Annotated in this window: 13 protein-coding genes; 1 reads left to right on the top strand and 12 read right to left on the bottom strand. The window is 59.3% G+C overall.

The features are described from left to right. Window position 1: 1 nt before the first annotated feature. The 12 genes from ACIQWS_RS14575 to ACIQWS_RS14520 all read right to left on the bottom strand — a co-directional run bounded on the left by ACIQWS_RS14575 (window position 2) and on the right by ACIQWS_RS14520 (window position 15,290). The gene (locus ACIQWS_RS14575; protein ID WP_223613732.1) at window positions 2–1,180 is read right to left on the bottom strand and encodes an MFS transporter; all 1,179 of its coding nucleotides are present in this window, start codon (window positions 1,178–1,180) and stop codon (window positions 2–4) included. A 38-nt stretch (window positions 1,181–1,218) separates the two neighbouring features. Next, the gene (locus tag ACIQWS_RS14570) at window positions 1,219–2,001 is read right to left on the bottom strand and encodes a DeoR/GlpR family DNA-binding transcription regulator (protein WP_346307154.1); all 783 of its coding nucleotides are present in this window, start codon (window positions 1,999–2,001) and stop codon (window positions 1,219–1,221) included. Between the two features lie 203 nt (window positions 2,002–2,204). Then, entirely contained in the window at window positions 2,205–5,660 is a 3,456-nt protein-coding gene (gene pyc / locus ACIQWS_RS14565) for a pyruvate carboxylase (protein ID WP_403180419.1), read from the bottom strand. A gap of 169 nt (window positions 5,661–5,829) precedes the next feature. Next, complete coding sequence (locus tag ACIQWS_RS14560; protein ID WP_223613735.1) at window positions 5,830–6,945, bottom strand: branched-chain amino acid ABC transporter substrate-binding protein; 1,116 nt, start codon at window positions 6,943–6,945, stop codon at window positions 5,830–5,832. 127 nt (window positions 6,946–7,072) lie between these two features. Next, the gene (locus tag ACIQWS_RS14555; protein WP_346307694.1) at window positions 7,073–7,426 is read right to left on the bottom strand and encodes a DUF6867 family protein; all 354 of its coding nucleotides are present in this window, start codon (window positions 7,424–7,426) and stop codon (window positions 7,073–7,075) included. Window positions 7,427–7,488: 62 nt separating this feature from the next. Further along, window positions 7,489–8,238 carry an ABC transporter ATP-binding protein gene (locus tag ACIQWS_RS14550; RefSeq protein WP_223613737.1) on the bottom strand — a complete coding sequence of 250 codons (750 nt, stop codon included), beginning with the start codon at window positions 8,236–8,238 and terminating at the stop codon, window positions 7,489–7,491. Further along, the gene (locus ACIQWS_RS14545; RefSeq protein ID WP_403180411.1) at window positions 8,238–9,512 is read right to left on the bottom strand and encodes an ATP-binding cassette domain-containing protein; all 1,275 of its coding nucleotides are present in this window, start codon (window positions 9,510–9,512) and stop codon (window positions 8,238–8,240) included. The genes ACIQWS_RS14550 and ACIQWS_RS14545 overlap by 1 nt, the downstream gene beginning before the upstream one ends. After that, complete coding sequence (gene livM, locus ACIQWS_RS14540; RefSeq protein WP_346307696.1) at window positions 9,512–10,936, bottom strand: high-affinity branched-chain amino acid ABC transporter permease LivM; 1,425 nt, start codon at window positions 10,934–10,936, stop codon at window positions 9,512–9,514. Before livM ends, ACIQWS_RS14545 begins: the two co-directional genes overlap by 1 nt. A 4-nt stretch (window positions 10,937–10,940) precedes the next feature. Then, a complete protein-coding gene (locus ACIQWS_RS14535; RefSeq protein ID WP_105734358.1) occupies window positions 10,941–11,849 on the bottom strand; it encodes a branched-chain amino acid ABC transporter permease in 909 nt (302 codons plus the stop codon). A gap of 269 nt (window positions 11,850–12,118) precedes the next feature. Then, window positions 12,119–13,120 carry a 4-hydroxyproline epimerase gene (locus tag ACIQWS_RS14530; RefSeq protein WP_403180406.1) on the bottom strand — a complete coding sequence of 334 codons (1,002 nt, stop codon included), beginning with the start codon at window positions 13,118–13,120 and terminating at the stop codon, window positions 12,119–12,121. A gap of 13 nt (window positions 13,121–13,133) precedes the next feature. Further along, on the bottom strand, window positions 13,134–14,387 hold the full coding sequence (locus ACIQWS_RS14525; protein WP_403180403.1) for an NAD(P)/FAD-dependent oxidoreductase: 1,254 nt from the start codon (window positions 14,385–14,387) through the stop codon (window positions 13,134–13,136). A 9-nt stretch (window positions 14,388–14,396) separates the two neighbouring features. After that, a complete protein-coding gene (locus tag ACIQWS_RS14520; protein WP_346307699.1) occupies window positions 14,397–15,290 on the bottom strand; it encodes a dihydrodipicolinate synthase family protein in 894 nt (297 codons plus the stop codon). An 81-nt stretch (window positions 15,291–15,371) separates the two neighbouring features. On the opposite strand from ACIQWS_RS14520, the gene ACIQWS_RS14515 reads away from it, so the two are divergent. Then, complete coding sequence (locus ACIQWS_RS14515; RefSeq protein WP_346307700.1) at window positions 15,372–16,025, top strand: GntR family transcriptional regulator; 654 nt, start codon at window positions 15,372–15,374, stop codon at window positions 16,023–16,025. The last annotated feature ends 58 nt before the right edge of the window (window positions 16,026–16,083 follow it).

Genomic DNA, 16,083 nt, shown 5'->3' with positions numbered 1-16,083 from the left:
ATCAGGTGCCCGGGTTTTCGTTGCGGTCGGCGCTGGCGGCAAGATTGGCCATCAGGAACACCACCACGAGCAGGCAGGCGAGCACCATATAGACCGGACCGAAACCCGTGCGCCCGCCGACAAAGCCGATGGCCGAGGGCGCGACCAGAATGCCCGAATAGCCCATCAGCGTGACGAGGCTGAGGGCAACGCCCGAAGACGTTCCCTTCTGGTTGCCCGCAGCCGAGAAGGCGATGGGCACCATATTGGCGATGCCCAGCCCTGCAAACGCAAAGGCCAGAATGGCGATCCAGGGGCTTGGCGCAAGGCTTGCAACCAGCATGCCCGATGCACCAATGAGCGCGGAAATGCGCAATGTCTTAACTGCACCGAAGCGGTTGCGCACGCCGTCGCCGAGAAAGCGCATGACGGACATCGTTCCCGAAAATGCGGCGAAGGCAAATCCGGCCGTGGCAATATCGGCACCGCGCTCCTGCTTGAGGTAGAGAGCCGCCCAATCAAGCACAGAGCCTTCGGGAACCATGGAGAAAAGCGCCATGATGCCGATCAGGTAAATCAGCGGATTGGTGGGGAAAGCCAGCTTGCCCTTTTTCTCATGCACCACCGGCGCATCTTCAGTGATCATGTAGCGGAACGCGGCAAGCCCCAGAACAACCGCAATGGCGGTGACCACCGCCGCGTGAACCAGATGACCCTGTGCTTCGATCAGCAAGCCGCCGAGGGCGCCGCCGGCGAAGCCGCCAAGGCTCCAGAACCCGTGTGAGGATGACATGACGGCGCGGGACAGTTTTTTCTCCACCTCGACGGCATTGGCGTTCATGGCCACATCCATGCCGCCGATGACGGCGCCAAAGAGAAAAAGCGCGGGCGCCGCGATGTAAACATTCGGAGCCAGCGCCACCAGGAGCAGGGAAAAACTGCAGAAGACGGCAAAGCCCTTGACCACCGCGCGCGACCCATACCGGCCGATGAGGTAGCCGCACCAGGGCATCGCCGCCAGGGCACCAAGGCCAAACACCAGGATCATCAGGCCGAGCGTGAACTCGCTGATGTGCAGGCGCGTCATGAAGACGGGGATCTGCGGCGCCCAGCTGCCGATCAGAAATCCATTGAAAAAGAAAGCGCTGGCAACGGCCCAGCGGCCATAGACGGCTTTCTTCCTGTAGAGGGAGGCATCCATAGTTTTATCACCAGCTTGAATTTCGGACAGGATGGACATCACGCACCGCGTCTGTCGGCGATGACGACTTCGACACCCACGCTGCGAATCCGCTCAACAATCGACGGGTCGGCGGTTCTGTCGGTAATCAGCGTCGATATGGCCGAGATGGGCGCAATGGCAAAGGGCGCCTGCTTCAGCAGCTTTTCAGCCGTGGCTAGCAGCATCACTTCATTGCTCGCCTTGCTCATGGCCAGTTTCAGATGCGCGTCCTCGTAGTTCTCGGCGCGTAGCGTCAGGCTCTCGTCGATGGCGCAGGCGCCGAGCACACAGTAATCGACGTGCATGAGCTGCACTTCGGCAAGCGGCGACTGCCCGATGACGCTGCGGGTGAAACGATTCAGCGTGCCACCAAGAAGGATAACCTCGCACAGGGGATGGTCGAGAGCGGCCGAGGCAATATCCGGCGAACTGGTGATGATGCGCATCTGCAGGTTGACCGGAAGGGCGCGCACAAACTCAAGCACCGTCGTGCTCGAATCGAGAAGCATGGTGGCATTCGGGGCAATTCGTTCAGCGGCAACAGCGGCAACCGCCTTTTTCCCGGCCGTTTCATCCTTGGCGCGCTGCTGAAAGCTGCGAAAGCTCGAACTGCTGCGCGCTGCACCGCCATGGAAGCGCTGGACAAGCCCTGCTTCGGATAATTCGCGCAAATCCCGGCGTATGGAATCTTCCGACACACCGAATTCCGTCGCAACGGCATTCGCCAGGACGCGGCCGGATTCATTGACCCGTTTGAGGATCATGCTCTTCCGCTCTTCCGGCGACAGGTCTTTGGTCATTGTAGGAATACCCTGCACGTGCGCGCTCGCATTCCGCATCGGCTGCGGAATTCAACGACCCGACCATACTTCGTATATGCGCACTATTCAATGCCTGTTTATGCCGATATGCGCACAAACAGGCATCAGCACAAATCCATCCCGCCGTGCCCAAGATTGAACTCAAGGGCACGACGCGGCGGGCTATGCGGACCGGATGGCGCTTACTCGTAGACGGCGAGCAGATCCTTGGCATCGATCTGGTCACCGGCACGGACCAGAATTTCAGCCAGCGTCCCGTCGCGTTCGGCACGCAACGCCGTTTCCATCTTCATCGCCTCGATGGAAAGGAGCACGTCACCCGCATTGACCTTCTGGCCAACCGAGACGCCGACCGTGGACACAATGCCCGGCATCGGCGCACCGACATGCTTGTCATTGCCAAGCTCTGCCTTGCGGCGGACACCGACGCTGCCCGCACGGGTGCGGTCAGGCACCTTCACGCGGCGCGGCTGGCCGTTCATTTCGAAGAACACGGTAACCATGCCCTTCTCATCCGGTTCACCCACCGCCTGATTGCGTACAACCAGGGTTTTGCCACGCTCGATATCGAGGAAAACTTCCTCTTCCTGCGCCAGCCCGTAGAAATAGACATGTGTCGGCAGCACACTCGTCGGACCGTAAGTGCCGTGCGTCACGGCAAAATCGGTGAACACTTTTGGATACATCAGATAGGAGGCAAATTCCTGGTCGCTGACCTTGCGCTCCAGCTTTTCCTCAATGTCCTTGCGCTCGGCCACGAGATCGGCCGGTGCCAGCAGTGAGCCGGGCCGATCGGTGAATGGCTTCTCTGCTTTCAGGATCTTCTTCTGAATATCTTTGGGCCAGCCCTTCGGCGGTTGGCCGAGATCGCCGCGCATCATCGAAACCACCGAATCCGGGAAGGAAATATCCTTGTCCGGGTTCTTCACGTCGGCGACGGACAAATCCTGGCTGACCATCATCAGCGCCATATCGCCCACGACCTTGGATGACGGCGTGACCTTGACGATATCCCCGAACATCTGGTTGACGTCGGCATAGGCCTGCGCCACTTCGTGCCAGCGTGTTTCAAGGCCGAGCGAGCGTGCCTGTTCCTTCAGGTTGGTGAACTGGCCGCCTGGCATCTCGTGCAGATAGACTTCCGATGCCGGCCCCTTCAGATCGCTTTCGAATGCCGCATATTGCGTGCGGACCGCCTCCCAATAGAACGAGATGCGACGGATCCATTCCGGATCAAGCCCGGGATCGCGCTCCGTGCCCTTGAGGGCTTCGACGATCGAACCGAGACAGGGCTGCGAGGTATTGCCGGACAGGGCATCCATGGCAGCATCGACCACGTCGACACCCGCATCCACGGCGGCAAGCACGGTTGCCGCTGAGATACCCGACGTGTCATGCGTGTGGAAATGCAGCGGCAGGTCGGTCGCCTCGCGCAATGCCTTGAACAGCACCTTCGCAGCGCCCGGCTTGAGCAGCCCGGCCATGTCCTTGACCGCGATGATATGCGCGCCGGCCTTTTCCACTTCCTGCGCCAGATCGACATAATATTTCAGGTCGTATTTCGGCCGGGCGGAATTCAGGATATCGCCGGTGTAGCAGATGGCGGCTTCACACAGCTTGTCCTCTTCCAGCACCGCATCCATGGTGACGCGCATGTTCTCGACCCAGTTGAGGCTGTCGAACACGCGGAACACATCGACGCCGTTGCGGGCGGCCTGCTGCACGAAATACTTGACCACATTGTCGGGATAGCTCTTGTAGCCCACACCATTGGCGCCGCGCAGAAGCATCTGCAACAGGATGTTCGGTGCCGCTTCGCGCACTTCCGCAAGCCGCTCCCATGGATCTTCCGTCAGGAAGCGCATGGCCACGTCGAACGTCGCGCCGCCCCAGCACTCCAGCGAGAACAGCTGCGGCAAGGCACGCGCATAGGTGCCGGCCACCCGGGCGATATCGAAGGTGCGCATCCGCGTTGCCAGCAGGGACTGATGGCCGTCGCGCATGGTCGTATCGGTGAACAGGGCACGCTTTTCATTGCGCATCCATTCGCCGAACTTCTTCGGCCCCAACTGATCCAGCAGCTGCTTGGTGCCATCCGGGATCGGTGTCTCAATGAACGGCACCCGCGGCAGCGCCGCTTCAGCCGGTGGCGTGGCACGGCCCTTGGTTTCCGGATGGCCATTGACGGTGACGTCGGCCAGATAGGTCAGAAGCTTGGTGGCGCGATCCTGGCGCTTCACCTGTGCGAACAGCTCCGGCGTCGTATCGATGAACTTCGTCGTGTAGCTGTTATCGGCAAACTTCGGATGGGTGATGATGGCTTCAAGGAAGGTCAGGTTGGTGGCAACACCGCGGATACGGAACTCGCGCAAGGCGCGGTGCATACGCTGGATCGTCTCGTCGGCCGTCGGCGACCACGCCGTGATCTTTTCCAGAAGCGGATCGTAATAGCGGGTGATGACCGCGCCCGAATAGGCGGTGCCGCCGTCCAGCCGGATGCCAAAACCGGTTGCGCCGCGATAGGCGGTGATACGGCCGTAATCCGGAATGAAGTTCTGTTCGGGATCTTCCGTGGTGATGCGGCACTGCAACGCGTGGCCGTTCAGCTTGATATCCTTTTGCGCGGGAACGCCGGATTCCGGCGTTCCGATCGTCGCGCCTTCCAGAATGCGGATCTGCGCCTTGACGATATCGATGCCGGTGACTTCCTCGGTCACCGTGTGTTCCACCTGAATACGCGGATTGACCTCGATGAAATAGAACTGGTTTGTGTCGGCATCCATCAGGAATTCGATGGTGCCCGCACCGATATAAGCGGTTTTCGCGGCAATCTTCAGGCCGTAATCGGCAATCTCCTTGCGCTGCGCCTCGTTGAGGTAAGGCGCCGGCGCGCGCTCGACTACCTTCTGGTTGCGGCGCTGGATCGAACAATCGCGCTCGAACAGATGCACCGCATTGCCGTGCGTATCGCCAAGAATCTGCACCTCGACGTGGCGCGCACGCTGCACCAGCTTTTCAAGGTAGACTTCATCCTTGCCGAAGGCGGCCTTGGCTTCGCGCTTGCCCTCGGTAACCTCACGGGCAATATCATCCGGCGAGAAGATGGCGCGCATGCCGCGCCCGCCACCGCCCCAGGATGCCTTCAGCATGACGGGGTAGCCGATCGTCTCGGCAAGCTTCTTCACCTCGTCCATGTCGTCGGGCAGCGGGTCGGTTGCCGGCACGACCGGAACGCCGATCTCGATGGCGAGATTGCGGGCAGCAACCTTGTTACCGAGACGGCGCATGGTTTCCGGCTTCGGTCCGATGAAGATAATTCCGGCTTCACCGCAGGCCTCGGCAAATTCCGGGCTTTCGGACAAGAGGCCATAGCCCGGATGGATGGCGTCGGCGCCCGACAGCTTTGCCACGCGGATGATTTCCTCGATCGACAGATAGCTTTCGATCGGCCCCATGTCTTTGGCCAGATGCGGCCCGCGCCCGACCTGATAGGACTCATCCGCCTTGAAACGGTGCAGCGCCAGCTTGTCTTCCTCCGCCCATATCGCCACGGTTTTCATGCCAAGCTCGTTGGCGGCGCGGAAAACACGGATGGCGATTTCTGATCGATTGGCGACGAGGATTTTCTTGATAGGCAAGGCGAAAACTCCGAAATCTCATACAGGCAATATGAGTGGTAAAACCCTATTGGCGGGGCGATTGCTGCACTGCAAACAATGCATTTGATCACAAGACGGTGAAATGTCCAACGGCAAAATGCCCGGCATGAGAGCCGGGCATTTCGCATGAGATAGCAAGCGGAAAGGCTTACTGCTGGATGTAGGTGTACTTGCCGTCCTTGTCCTTCTTCCATTCGTACATGACGTAGCCTGGAAGCTTCGGATCGCCCTTTTCGTCAAAGGAGATATCGCCGAGAACCGACTTGAACGGGCCTTTTCCCTTCAGAGCCTTGGCAACGGTTTCAGGATCATTCGACTTGGCAGCGGTTGCTGCTTCGACGATGGCCTGCACGGCTGCATAGGCGTAGAGGGTGTAGGCTTCCGGCTCAAAACCGGCCTTGCGGAACTTCTCGACCAGTTCCTTGTTGGCCGGGTTGTTGCGCGGATCGGGACCGAACGTGTTGAGTGTACCAACCACGGCGTCGCCGGCAATCGCTGCGAGCTCGTTGGTAACGATGCCGTCGCCGGAGATGAACTTGACCTTCAGGCCCTGATCAGCCAGCTGGCGGATGATCAGACCAGCTTCGGTATGCAGACCACCCCAATAAAGGACGGTAACGCCGGCCTGCTTTGCCTTGGCGATCAGTGCGGAGAAGTCCTTGTCGCCAACGTTGACGCCTTCATAAAGAACAGGCTTCAAGCCCTTTGCTTCGATCGTCTTCTTGGTTTCATCGGCAAGGCCCTGACCATAAGGCGTCTTGTCATGGATGACCGCGATCTTTGCATCCTTGTAATGCTCGGCGATATAGGCACCGGCAATGGCACCCTGCTGGTCATCGCGACCGCATGTGCGGAATGTGTTCCACAGGCCGCGTTCAGTGAATACAGGGTTTGTCGCGGCTGGTGTTACTTCAACAATGCCGTTTTCCGCATAGACTTCGGATGCCGGAATGGATACGCCGGAATTGAAGTGACCGACAACGAACTTCACGCCATCGGCAACGAACTTGTTGGCAACCGAAACGCCCTGCTTGGCGTCGGAAACGTCATCGCCCAGAACGAATTTGATCTTTTCGCCATTCACGCCGCCAGCCGCATTGACCACCTCTGCGGCCGCTTCGGCACCCTTCTGGATCTGCGCGCCGTAAGCGGCATTGGGGCCGGTCAACGGAGCACCAATACCGACCAGAAGATCAGCATAGGCGTGACCGCCCAAAGCGAGCATTGCTGCAACAGCAACACCCGAGAACAGTGACTTCTTCATTTGAAAACTCCCATTTTCTAGGTACTTACGAAACCCCTAACGATGAAATCTTCCCATCGCTTGAAGACCACATTTGCCGATTTTCCGGCGGTTGTCACGCTGATTCATTTCGCGTCAGCGAGATTGCTTAGGCCCCTTTTCTTTCCTTGAACGAGAAGGGGGAAACTTTTTCATAGAGCCAGTGATATTGCTGAACCATCTGGTTTGTCCGGGTGTAACGATAGCCCAATGTACCGATGATGATCAGTACGATCGTGTCGACGACATAGTAGTGCAGCGTCACCATCGTGCCCTCAAACAGGGCGAAGTGGATGAAGCGGACGCCGATGCCGAGAAGCAGCATGTAGAAGATCAGGATTGTATAGGAACGCCATGTCTTGGCGCAGGCGCGGCCCGCCATCCATGCGGCCCAGCCACCCATGACGCAGGTTACCAGCACAAACAGCCAGAATGAGGGTTCTTCGTACAAAATGCCTTGCATGGCAGTATTCCCCTTGCAGCACCGGATTTTCCAGACCCGCTGGAAAGCCGGTCCTATTTTTGTCAGTGACGCCCGCCCTCGAGATAGGCGGCGCGCACTTCCGGATTGGCGAGAAGATCCTTGCTCGATCCGCTCATCGTCACGATACCATTGACCATCACGTAGCCGCGATCCGCCAGTTTCAGCGCGCCGAAGGCATTCTGTTCAACCAGAAACACCGTCAGGCCCGTGGACTTGTTCAGTTCCTTGATCGCCTCGAAAATGTGCTTGATGATCAACGGAGCAAGACCCAGCGACGGCTCGTCCAGAAGCAGCAGACGCGGACGCGCCATCAATGCGCGGCCGATGGCCAGCATTTGCTGCTCACCGCCCGACAGGGTACCGCCGCGCTGGTTGATGCGTTCCTTCAGGCGCGGAAACAGGTCGAAAACCTTGCGCACGTCCTCGTCATAAAACTCCAGATTGTCGAGGCTGGCGCCCATCTGCAGGTTTTCCTGCACAGTCATGCGCGGGAATATGCGGCGGCCTTCCGGCGACTGGGCGATGCGCAGGCGCGCGATCTCATGGGTCGGCAATTGCGTGATGTCCTGGCCGGCAAACATCACCCGGCCCTTGCGGGCCCGAGGCATGCCGAAAATGGTCATCATCAGCGTTGATTTTCCGGCGCCGTTGGCGCCGATCAGCGTGACGATTTCACCGGCATCCGCATGAACGCTGACACCGCTGAGCGCGCGGATATTGCCGTAATAGGTTTCAACGTTCTCGACGCTGAGAAGGGCCCCGGTCCTCGGAAGAGTTTGTGTTTCCGACATTACTTAGCCCCTCCGGTCTTCTTAGCAGCCGGCTTGCCCTGGCTCTCTTTCGCCAGCTTTTTGGCCTGGCCGATCCAGTCTTCCCGCGCGATGCGCCCGTCAAACGCCAGATAGGCTTCGGCGGCGATCACATCGGCCTTCTTCCAGGCCGCGATCTGGTCGAAATGGAAAATGCCATGTTCGTTGAGCCGGCGCTCGTTGACCGGGCCAATCCCCTTGATCAGGGTCAGATTATCGGGCGTGCCGCCGCGCGGTGCGGCGAGCGCATTGGCGGTTGCTCCCGCCTTGATGGCCGGACCGGCGGGCTTTGCCGCGGCTTCAGCGGTTGCAGCAGCCGGCGCTTCCGGGTGCGTCTCCGTGATTTCCTGGATGGCCTCCGTGGACAAAAGATCAACGGCCGCCGTGATATCATCAGCGCCGGTCGCCGCTGCGTGCTCGATCAGCTCGACCACCTCTTCATCCTCGACGCCGAGATAGGCGGCAATGACCTTCGGGTCATTCTTCACGCTCGCCGGCGTTCCGTCGGAAATCTTCGTGCCGTATTCCAGAACAACGACGTGATCGGAGATTTCCATCACCACGGACATGTCATGCTCGATCAGGATGATCGAGGTCCCGGTTTCATCGCGGATGCTCAGCAGCAGCTGGTTCAGCTCCGCCGATTCACGCGCGTTGAGACCAGCGGCGGGTTCGTCCAGGCAGAGAAGCTCCGGATCGGTGCACATGGCACGGGCGATCTCGAGACGCCGCTGGGCGCCATAGGGCAGATCGCCTGCCGGATCGTCGGCACGGTCGATGAGGTTGATCTTCTGCAGCCAGAAACGGGCTTTCTCAACCGCATCGGCGGCGGCTTTCTTGTAAGTGGGAAAGCCGAGAAGACCGAGGATCGTATAACCCGACGACAGCATCAGGGGATTATGCTGGGCGACCAGCAGGTTCTCCAGAACTGTAAGCCCCGAGAACAGCCGGATGTTCTGGAACGTGCGTGCCACTTTCGCCTTCTTGGTGATGACGAAGTCGGCCATACGCTCCAGAAGATATTCCTCGCCATTCTGGCGGGTCATGGTCAGCATGCCTTCGGTCGGCTTGTAGAATCCGGTGATGCAATTGAACACCGTGGTCTTGCCTGCACCGTTCGGGCCGATCAGAGCGGTGATGTCCCCGCGCTTGGCTTCGAAGTTCAGGTCGTTGATGGCGATAAGCCCGCCAAACTTCATCGAGAGATGTTCAACGCGCAGCACGGCGCTGGGATTGTTACGCACTTCCGAAACCATCAGCCGTGCCCTTCTTTCGTAAACTCGCTGGAGATCATCTTGCGCTCGTGCAGGAAGGCACTCGGTTCCCGGTTACCGACAAATCCGCGCGGCTTCCACACCATGACGACAATCATGGCGAGACCGAACAGCAGCATACGATAGAGTTCCGGCGTAAAATCGTTGCCGAAGATCAGCTTGAGGAATTCCAGTTCGCGCAGGAGTTCCGTGCCGCCGATCATCACCGCCGCCGCGATGGCGATACCGATGAGCGATCCCATGCCGCCGAGCACGACGATGGCAAGAATGATCGCCGATTCGAGGAACACGAAGGATTCAGGACTGACGAACCCCTGGCGGGCTGCGAAGAATGACCCGGCAAACCCGCCGAACATCGCGCCGGTGGCAAAAGCCGTCAGCTTGGTGGTCGTCGTGTTGATGCCGAGGGACCGGCAGGCGATCTCGTCCTCGCGCAACGCTTCCCAGGCACGGCCAATCGGCATGCGGCGCAGGCGGATCGTCACCCAGGCGGTCAGGAGAGCAAGGAACAGAATGAGATAATAGAGGAAAATCTTGTAGTAGACGCCGGAGTTCGGCAGGCCGAACATGGCGGCAAAACCGGTGGGGCCCGGCGTGAAGGGAATGCCGAACATGGTGGCCTTGGCAATGCCGGAGATACCGAATGTGCCTTTGGTCACAACAGTCCAGTTGATCAGCACAAGACGGATGATCTCACCAAAGGCCAGCGTGACAATGGCAAGATAGTCACCCCGCAGCCGTAGCACCGGAAAGCCGAGCACAACGCCCCACGTGGCGGCAAAGATACCGGCCATCGGCAGGAGCAGCCAGAAGGACAGGCCGAAATGCGCGGAGAGCAGGGCGTAGGAATAGGCGCCGACCGCGTAGAAGGCGACATACCCAAGATCGAGCAGGCCAGCGAGACCCACAACGATGTTCAGACCCCATGCCAGCATGACGTAGATCAGGATCTGGATACCGAAATTGTCGACATATTTGAGCGAGCCCTGCACACCGCTCTGGAACGACCATTGTCCGGTCACCGCGAACTGAATCAGCGCCAGGATCAGGATGACGACGAAGGGGTAGGTGAAAAGCAGGGCAAGGCCAAACCGCGACACCGTCGCCTTGAGCGAGCGGCGGTCGATCTTGGCAGCGACTGGCACCTTGCTTTTGGCCAGCTTCGCCTGTTCCCGCGACGGCGTAATGAACGCTGCGAAGATGAAGCGCCCAATGGCAGCCACGGCCACGAAGATCGCCAGCAAGCCCCAGCGCTGGGCGAGAACCAGTTCATTGTTGATGTTCTGGTCGGTGCGGAAACCAATGACAAGGAAGAACAGGCCGAACGCGATGATTCCGGCAATCACCGCTTCCCTGGCGGCTTTCACGTAGACGGAATCCTGTCCTGAAGATTGGATATCAGCCATAAGCTCAGACCTTTTCGACTTCGGGCCGACCAAGAATGCCGGAGGGCAGGAAGATCAGGACGATTGCAAGGATCGAAAATGCAGCCACATCCTTGTAATCGATGGAAAAATAGGCAGACCACAACGCTTCGATCAGCCCGATCAGCAGGCCGCCGACCACCGCACCGGGCAATGAGCCGATACCGCCGAGCACCGCGGCCGTAAACGCCTTGACGCCGGGTGTGAAACCATCGGTGAAGGAGATGACACCGTAGAACATGAGGTAGAGCGTTCCGGCGACCGCAGCGAGCATGGCGCCCATGACGAAGGTCATGGAAATCGTCTTGTCCACGTCGATACCGAGGAGTGCGGCCATCTTGCGGTCCTGCTCGCAGGAACGCTGGGCCCGCCCGAGCGTGGTCCGGTTGACCAGATACCAGAATGCGGCAAGCAGGATCGCGGTGACGATAACGATCACCATCTGCTTGTAGGCAATGGTGATGCCCGTGCCGTAGATTGTCACACCGCCATTGACGAGCGGCGGGATCGGCTTGTTGCGCGGGCCCTGTGTGACCTGCACGAAATTGGACAGCGCGATCGACATGCCGATCGCCGTGATCAACGGCGCGAGGCGGAACGATCCGCGTAGCGGCCGGTAGGCAAGACGCTCGATTGTCCAGCTCCACAACCCTGTCAGCAGCATGGCGACAAGCATCATAAGGAGCAGCGCCAGCACAACAGGGACGCCGCCGATAAACGTGGTTAAAGCAAGAAAAACGATCATCGCCATGAACGCGCCAAGCATGAAAACATCGCCATGGGCGAAGTTGATCATGCCGATGATCCCGTAGACCATCGTATAGCCGATTGCGATCAGTCCGTAGATTGAACCGAGTGTCAGACCGTTGATCGATTGCTGGATGAAGTACTCCATCGCAACGATACCCCTCATTTTCATTGGGAAGTTTCTTATCCGGTTTTTTTATCCGGTTCCCGTTTACCCCAACCTCTTTACACGTAACGTCTGCGTTAAAGAAAGCAACAGCTTTTTTAGCACAAACAGCGGCATCACATTTGCTTGCATACTCCGTGCGAAATTTTTCACCAAATTTTCGTCATTTGTTGACGAAATTTACAGCAAATGCCTCTGATTTAACTGAATTACCTATCCCCGCCTTATTGTCGGAACGAGCCGGGCGAGGCTCACTTGACCACAAAGCCGTGAGCGAAGGGATCGCGGTCATCGATAAAGATCGTGCTGTAACCGGTCATCCGCGCCCACCCCGCGACCGAGGGTATGATTGCATCGCGATCGCCAACATGGGTGGCCGATTCCACCCGTCCATGAAACAGCGAGCCGATGATCGATTCATGCACGAAGTCGTCTCCAGGCTTCAATTTTCCCTTCGCCGTCAGTTGCGCCATGCGAGCCGATGTACCCGTGCCGCAGGGGGAGCGGTCAATCGCCTTGTCACCGTAGAACACGGCATTGCGCGCATGCGCTTCCGGCTTGGTCGGCGCCCCGGTCCACAGGATATGGCTGAGTGTGTTGATATCGGGCTTTTCCGGGTGCTGGAACGTATATCGCTCGTTCAGACGCTCGCGCAAAACCGGGCTCCAGCCGATAAGATCGAGCGCCCGGTAATCCGCCATGTCCCGGAAGTTTTTCTGCGGATCGACGATTGCATAGAAATTGCCGCCATAGGCAACATCCACACGCAATGTCCCGAGATCCGGACATTCCACTTCCAGCCCTTCCGCGTAGAGAAAGGCCGGAACGTTGGTGATGCGCACGCTGGTGACATACTGGCCTTCCTGCGTGTATTCGGCGACCACCAGACCGGCCGGGGTATCCAGCTTCAGAATGCCCGGTGTCTTCGGAGTAATCAGGCCGTGTTCGATCGCCATCGTCACTGTGCCGATGGTGCCGTGGCCGCACATGGGCAGACAGCCCGACGTCTCGATGAACAGCACCGCCACATCGCAATCCTCGCGGGTCGGCGGATAGAGAATGGAACCGGACATCATGTCGTGGCCGCGCGGCTCGAACATCAGACCGGTGCGGATCCAGTCGAATTCGCGCAGGAAATGCGCGCGCTTTTCCATCATGGTCGAGCCGGTGAGGTTTGGCCCTCCCCCTGCCACGAGACGTACCGGGTTACCACAGGTGTGACCGTCGACACAGAAGAAGGAATGACGCGCCATGATGTACAGGGTCCTAAAAGCGTTGCGGATTAAAGGGATCGATCGGGATCGACGGCCGCCGGCCCTCGATGAGATCGCAGATCAGTCGTCCCGTGGCAGCGGACTGGGTCAAGCCCAGATGTCCGTGACCAAAGGCATAGAGAACATTCTTGCTTTGCCTGGAATAGCCGATAACCGGCAGGGAATCGGGCATCGACGGACGATACCCCATCCATTGCCGTCCGCCGGATACATCGAGATCCGGCAGAAAGGTCTTGGCTTTCTGCAGCATGACGTCCGAGCGCTTGTAATTGGGGGGCAAGTCGAGACCGCCCAATTCGACGGCTCCGCCGACGCGCACGCCGGTTTCGAGCGGTGTTACGACGAATCCGTGACCGGAGAATATCAACTGGCGTTTCAGATCAAAGGCCCCGACAGGCAATGTGGTGTTGTAGCCGCGCTCCGTATCCAGCGGAATATGGTCGCCGAGATGCCGCGCCAGCCGGTGTGACCAGGCGCCCGCAGCAAGGATGAGCTTGCCTGTTTCGACCGTCCGCCCATCGGCAAGCGTGACTGTAGCACCCGTATCGTTCGCGCTGACGGAAACGACGTCCGCACGCTCGAAGCGGGCGCCCAGTTTTTCCGCATGGGCCCACAGCCCTTTGCCGACATGTTTGGGATCGCTGACTGTCTTCCATCCCGGAACGAACGTTCCGGCGACAAAGCGCCGTGCCAGACCTGGCTGGCATGCAGCCAGCGCTTCGCCGCGCAAATGTTCAAAGGCGATGCCCGCCCTCTCCCGTGCCGCCCAGCCGGGCAGACAGAGATTGAGCTCGTGCTCGCTCTCGTAAAGCTCAAGCGAACCATCCTCGCGCACCATGTGGCGTATACCGGCGCGCTGCATCAGATCCAGCATTTCCGGCTCGGCGAGGCGCATCATCGCGCCTTGCGCCACTATGGTGTGCTCCAATACGTCCGGCCGGCTGGCGCGCCAGAACCGGTAGAGCCATGGCGCCAGCCTGGGGAGGTAGGACGGCCGGATGGTGAACGGCCCGAGCGGGTCCATCAGCCAGCCCGGAACCTTGGCCATGACCCCTTTCGAGGCCATCGGCAGTATGTCGGAAAAAGCCAGGGCCCCGGCATTGCCGGAGCTCGTCCCTTCGCAGATGCCCTGGTGATCGATCACCAGAACCCTGCGCCCGGCTTCGCCCAGAAAAGCCGCGATGGCGACGCCGATGATACCGGCGCCGACAATGACAACATCATGCTTTTCCGGAGCGGCGCTCATCGCGCAGCCTCAGAGAACAGGCAGCTTCGGCCGCGATGCCATTGCATCCCTGACGATCTTGTCGACAGCCGCCCGGCGCGCACCGCGCAAAGGCTGGCGCGGCAGACGCACGCGATCATTGGTTCCGATTTCATGGACTTCCGCCAGTTTGATGTTCTGCACAAGATAGGTGGAGACATCGAGGTCAAGCAAGGGGCGGAACCAGCGATAGATATCCAGTGCCTCGGCATAGCGGCCGGCACCGACGAGCTTGTAGATCGCAACGGTCTCTTTCGGGAAGGCCGTGACCAGCCCGGCGACCCAACCGATGGCGCCTGCAGTCAGCGCTTCGAAGGCAAGGTTGTCGACGCCGGTGAAGAGGTCGTAACGCTTGCCGAACGTATTGATGATATCGGTGGTGCGGCGCACGTCGTCGGAGGATTCCTTGATGGCCACGAAGTGCTTGTCGGACGCAAGTTCCGCCAGGATTTCGCTGGTCACATCGACGCGATAGGCAATGCGGTTGGAATAGATCATGACGGGCAGATCGCCGGCAGCTGCAACGGCCTTCAGGGTGGTGACCGTTTCTTCCGGGTCCGTATGATAGATCGGGCTTGGAACCAGCATGAGGCCGTCGGCACCGGCCTTGGCTGCCTGCTTGGCAAGCGCGGCGCCATCACGGGTTGCCGCTTCATTGATGGTGAGAAGCACCGGCTTGCCCTTGGCAACACCCTGCGCCGTTTTCAGCACCGCGAGTTTTTCCTCGTGGCTGAGCATCGGGCCTTCGCCGAGCGAACCCGCAACAATCAAACCATCGCAACCCGCATCCATCAGGAGCGAGAAGCAACGTTCCATTTCCTTGTGATCGAGTTTATCATCTTCAGTGAATTTGGTTGTAACCGCAGGGAAAACGCCTGACCACATGTCTCTTCTCCTTCTTGATATATCAGAAATATATCTGTAAGGCGTGTGGCTGTCAATTGCCTTGAACAGAAAGTTTATCTGATGGATCAAACCGCAGTCCACACCATGGCCCAGACGGGCGAAAGTCTTGCTGAACTGGCCTATCGCCAGATCGAAGAGATGATCGTCACGCTGAAGCTTGAGCCTGGCGCGGTCGTCAACGAGCGCACCCTCACGGATGTTACCAATATGGGCCGCACGCCGGTGCGCGAAGCGGTGCAGAAGCTGGCCTGGGAAGGCTTGATGGAAATTCGCCCCCGCTCGGGCATTGCCATTGCCGCGCTCAATCCGCAGGACTTTACCAAGGTTCTCGATGCGCGCGAGGGTGTCGAGCGGGTTCTTGCACGCGATGCGGCGCTCTATGGCGCATCGCTGCATCATGAAAGGCTGAAGGCGGCATCCGATGCAATGATGGCTGCACGCTCAGGCAACGATGTGATCAGCTTTCTCAACGCCGACAAGATTTTCGATACGGTGCTCGGACAGGCGGCGGAAAACCCCTATGCGGCCCGTCTCGCGTCCCCGCTGCAAACCCACAGCCGCCGGTTCTGGTTCCGCCTGCAGCGGCCCGGCAGCCTCGAACAATCCGCCGGGGCGCACACCGCGCTGATCAAGGCGATCATCGCCCGCGAACCGGACAAGGCCGCCGACGAGGCGACCCGGCTGATCGGCTATCTCCGGACAATGGCCCCGTAAACCGGGTTTGGCTCAAAAGAAAATCGCCGCCCGGTGCGGAACCGGACGGCGATTTCAA

The sequence above is a fragment of the Phyllobacterium sp. NPDC097923 genome (genome assembly GCF_044760925.1).
Taxonomy (GTDB): domain Bacteria; phylum Pseudomonadota; class Alphaproteobacteria; order Rhizobiales; family Rhizobiaceae; genus Phyllobacterium; species Phyllobacterium calauticae.
Note: the sequence above shows the minus strand (reverse complement) of the source record. Positions and strands in the feature narration are given on the sequence as shown.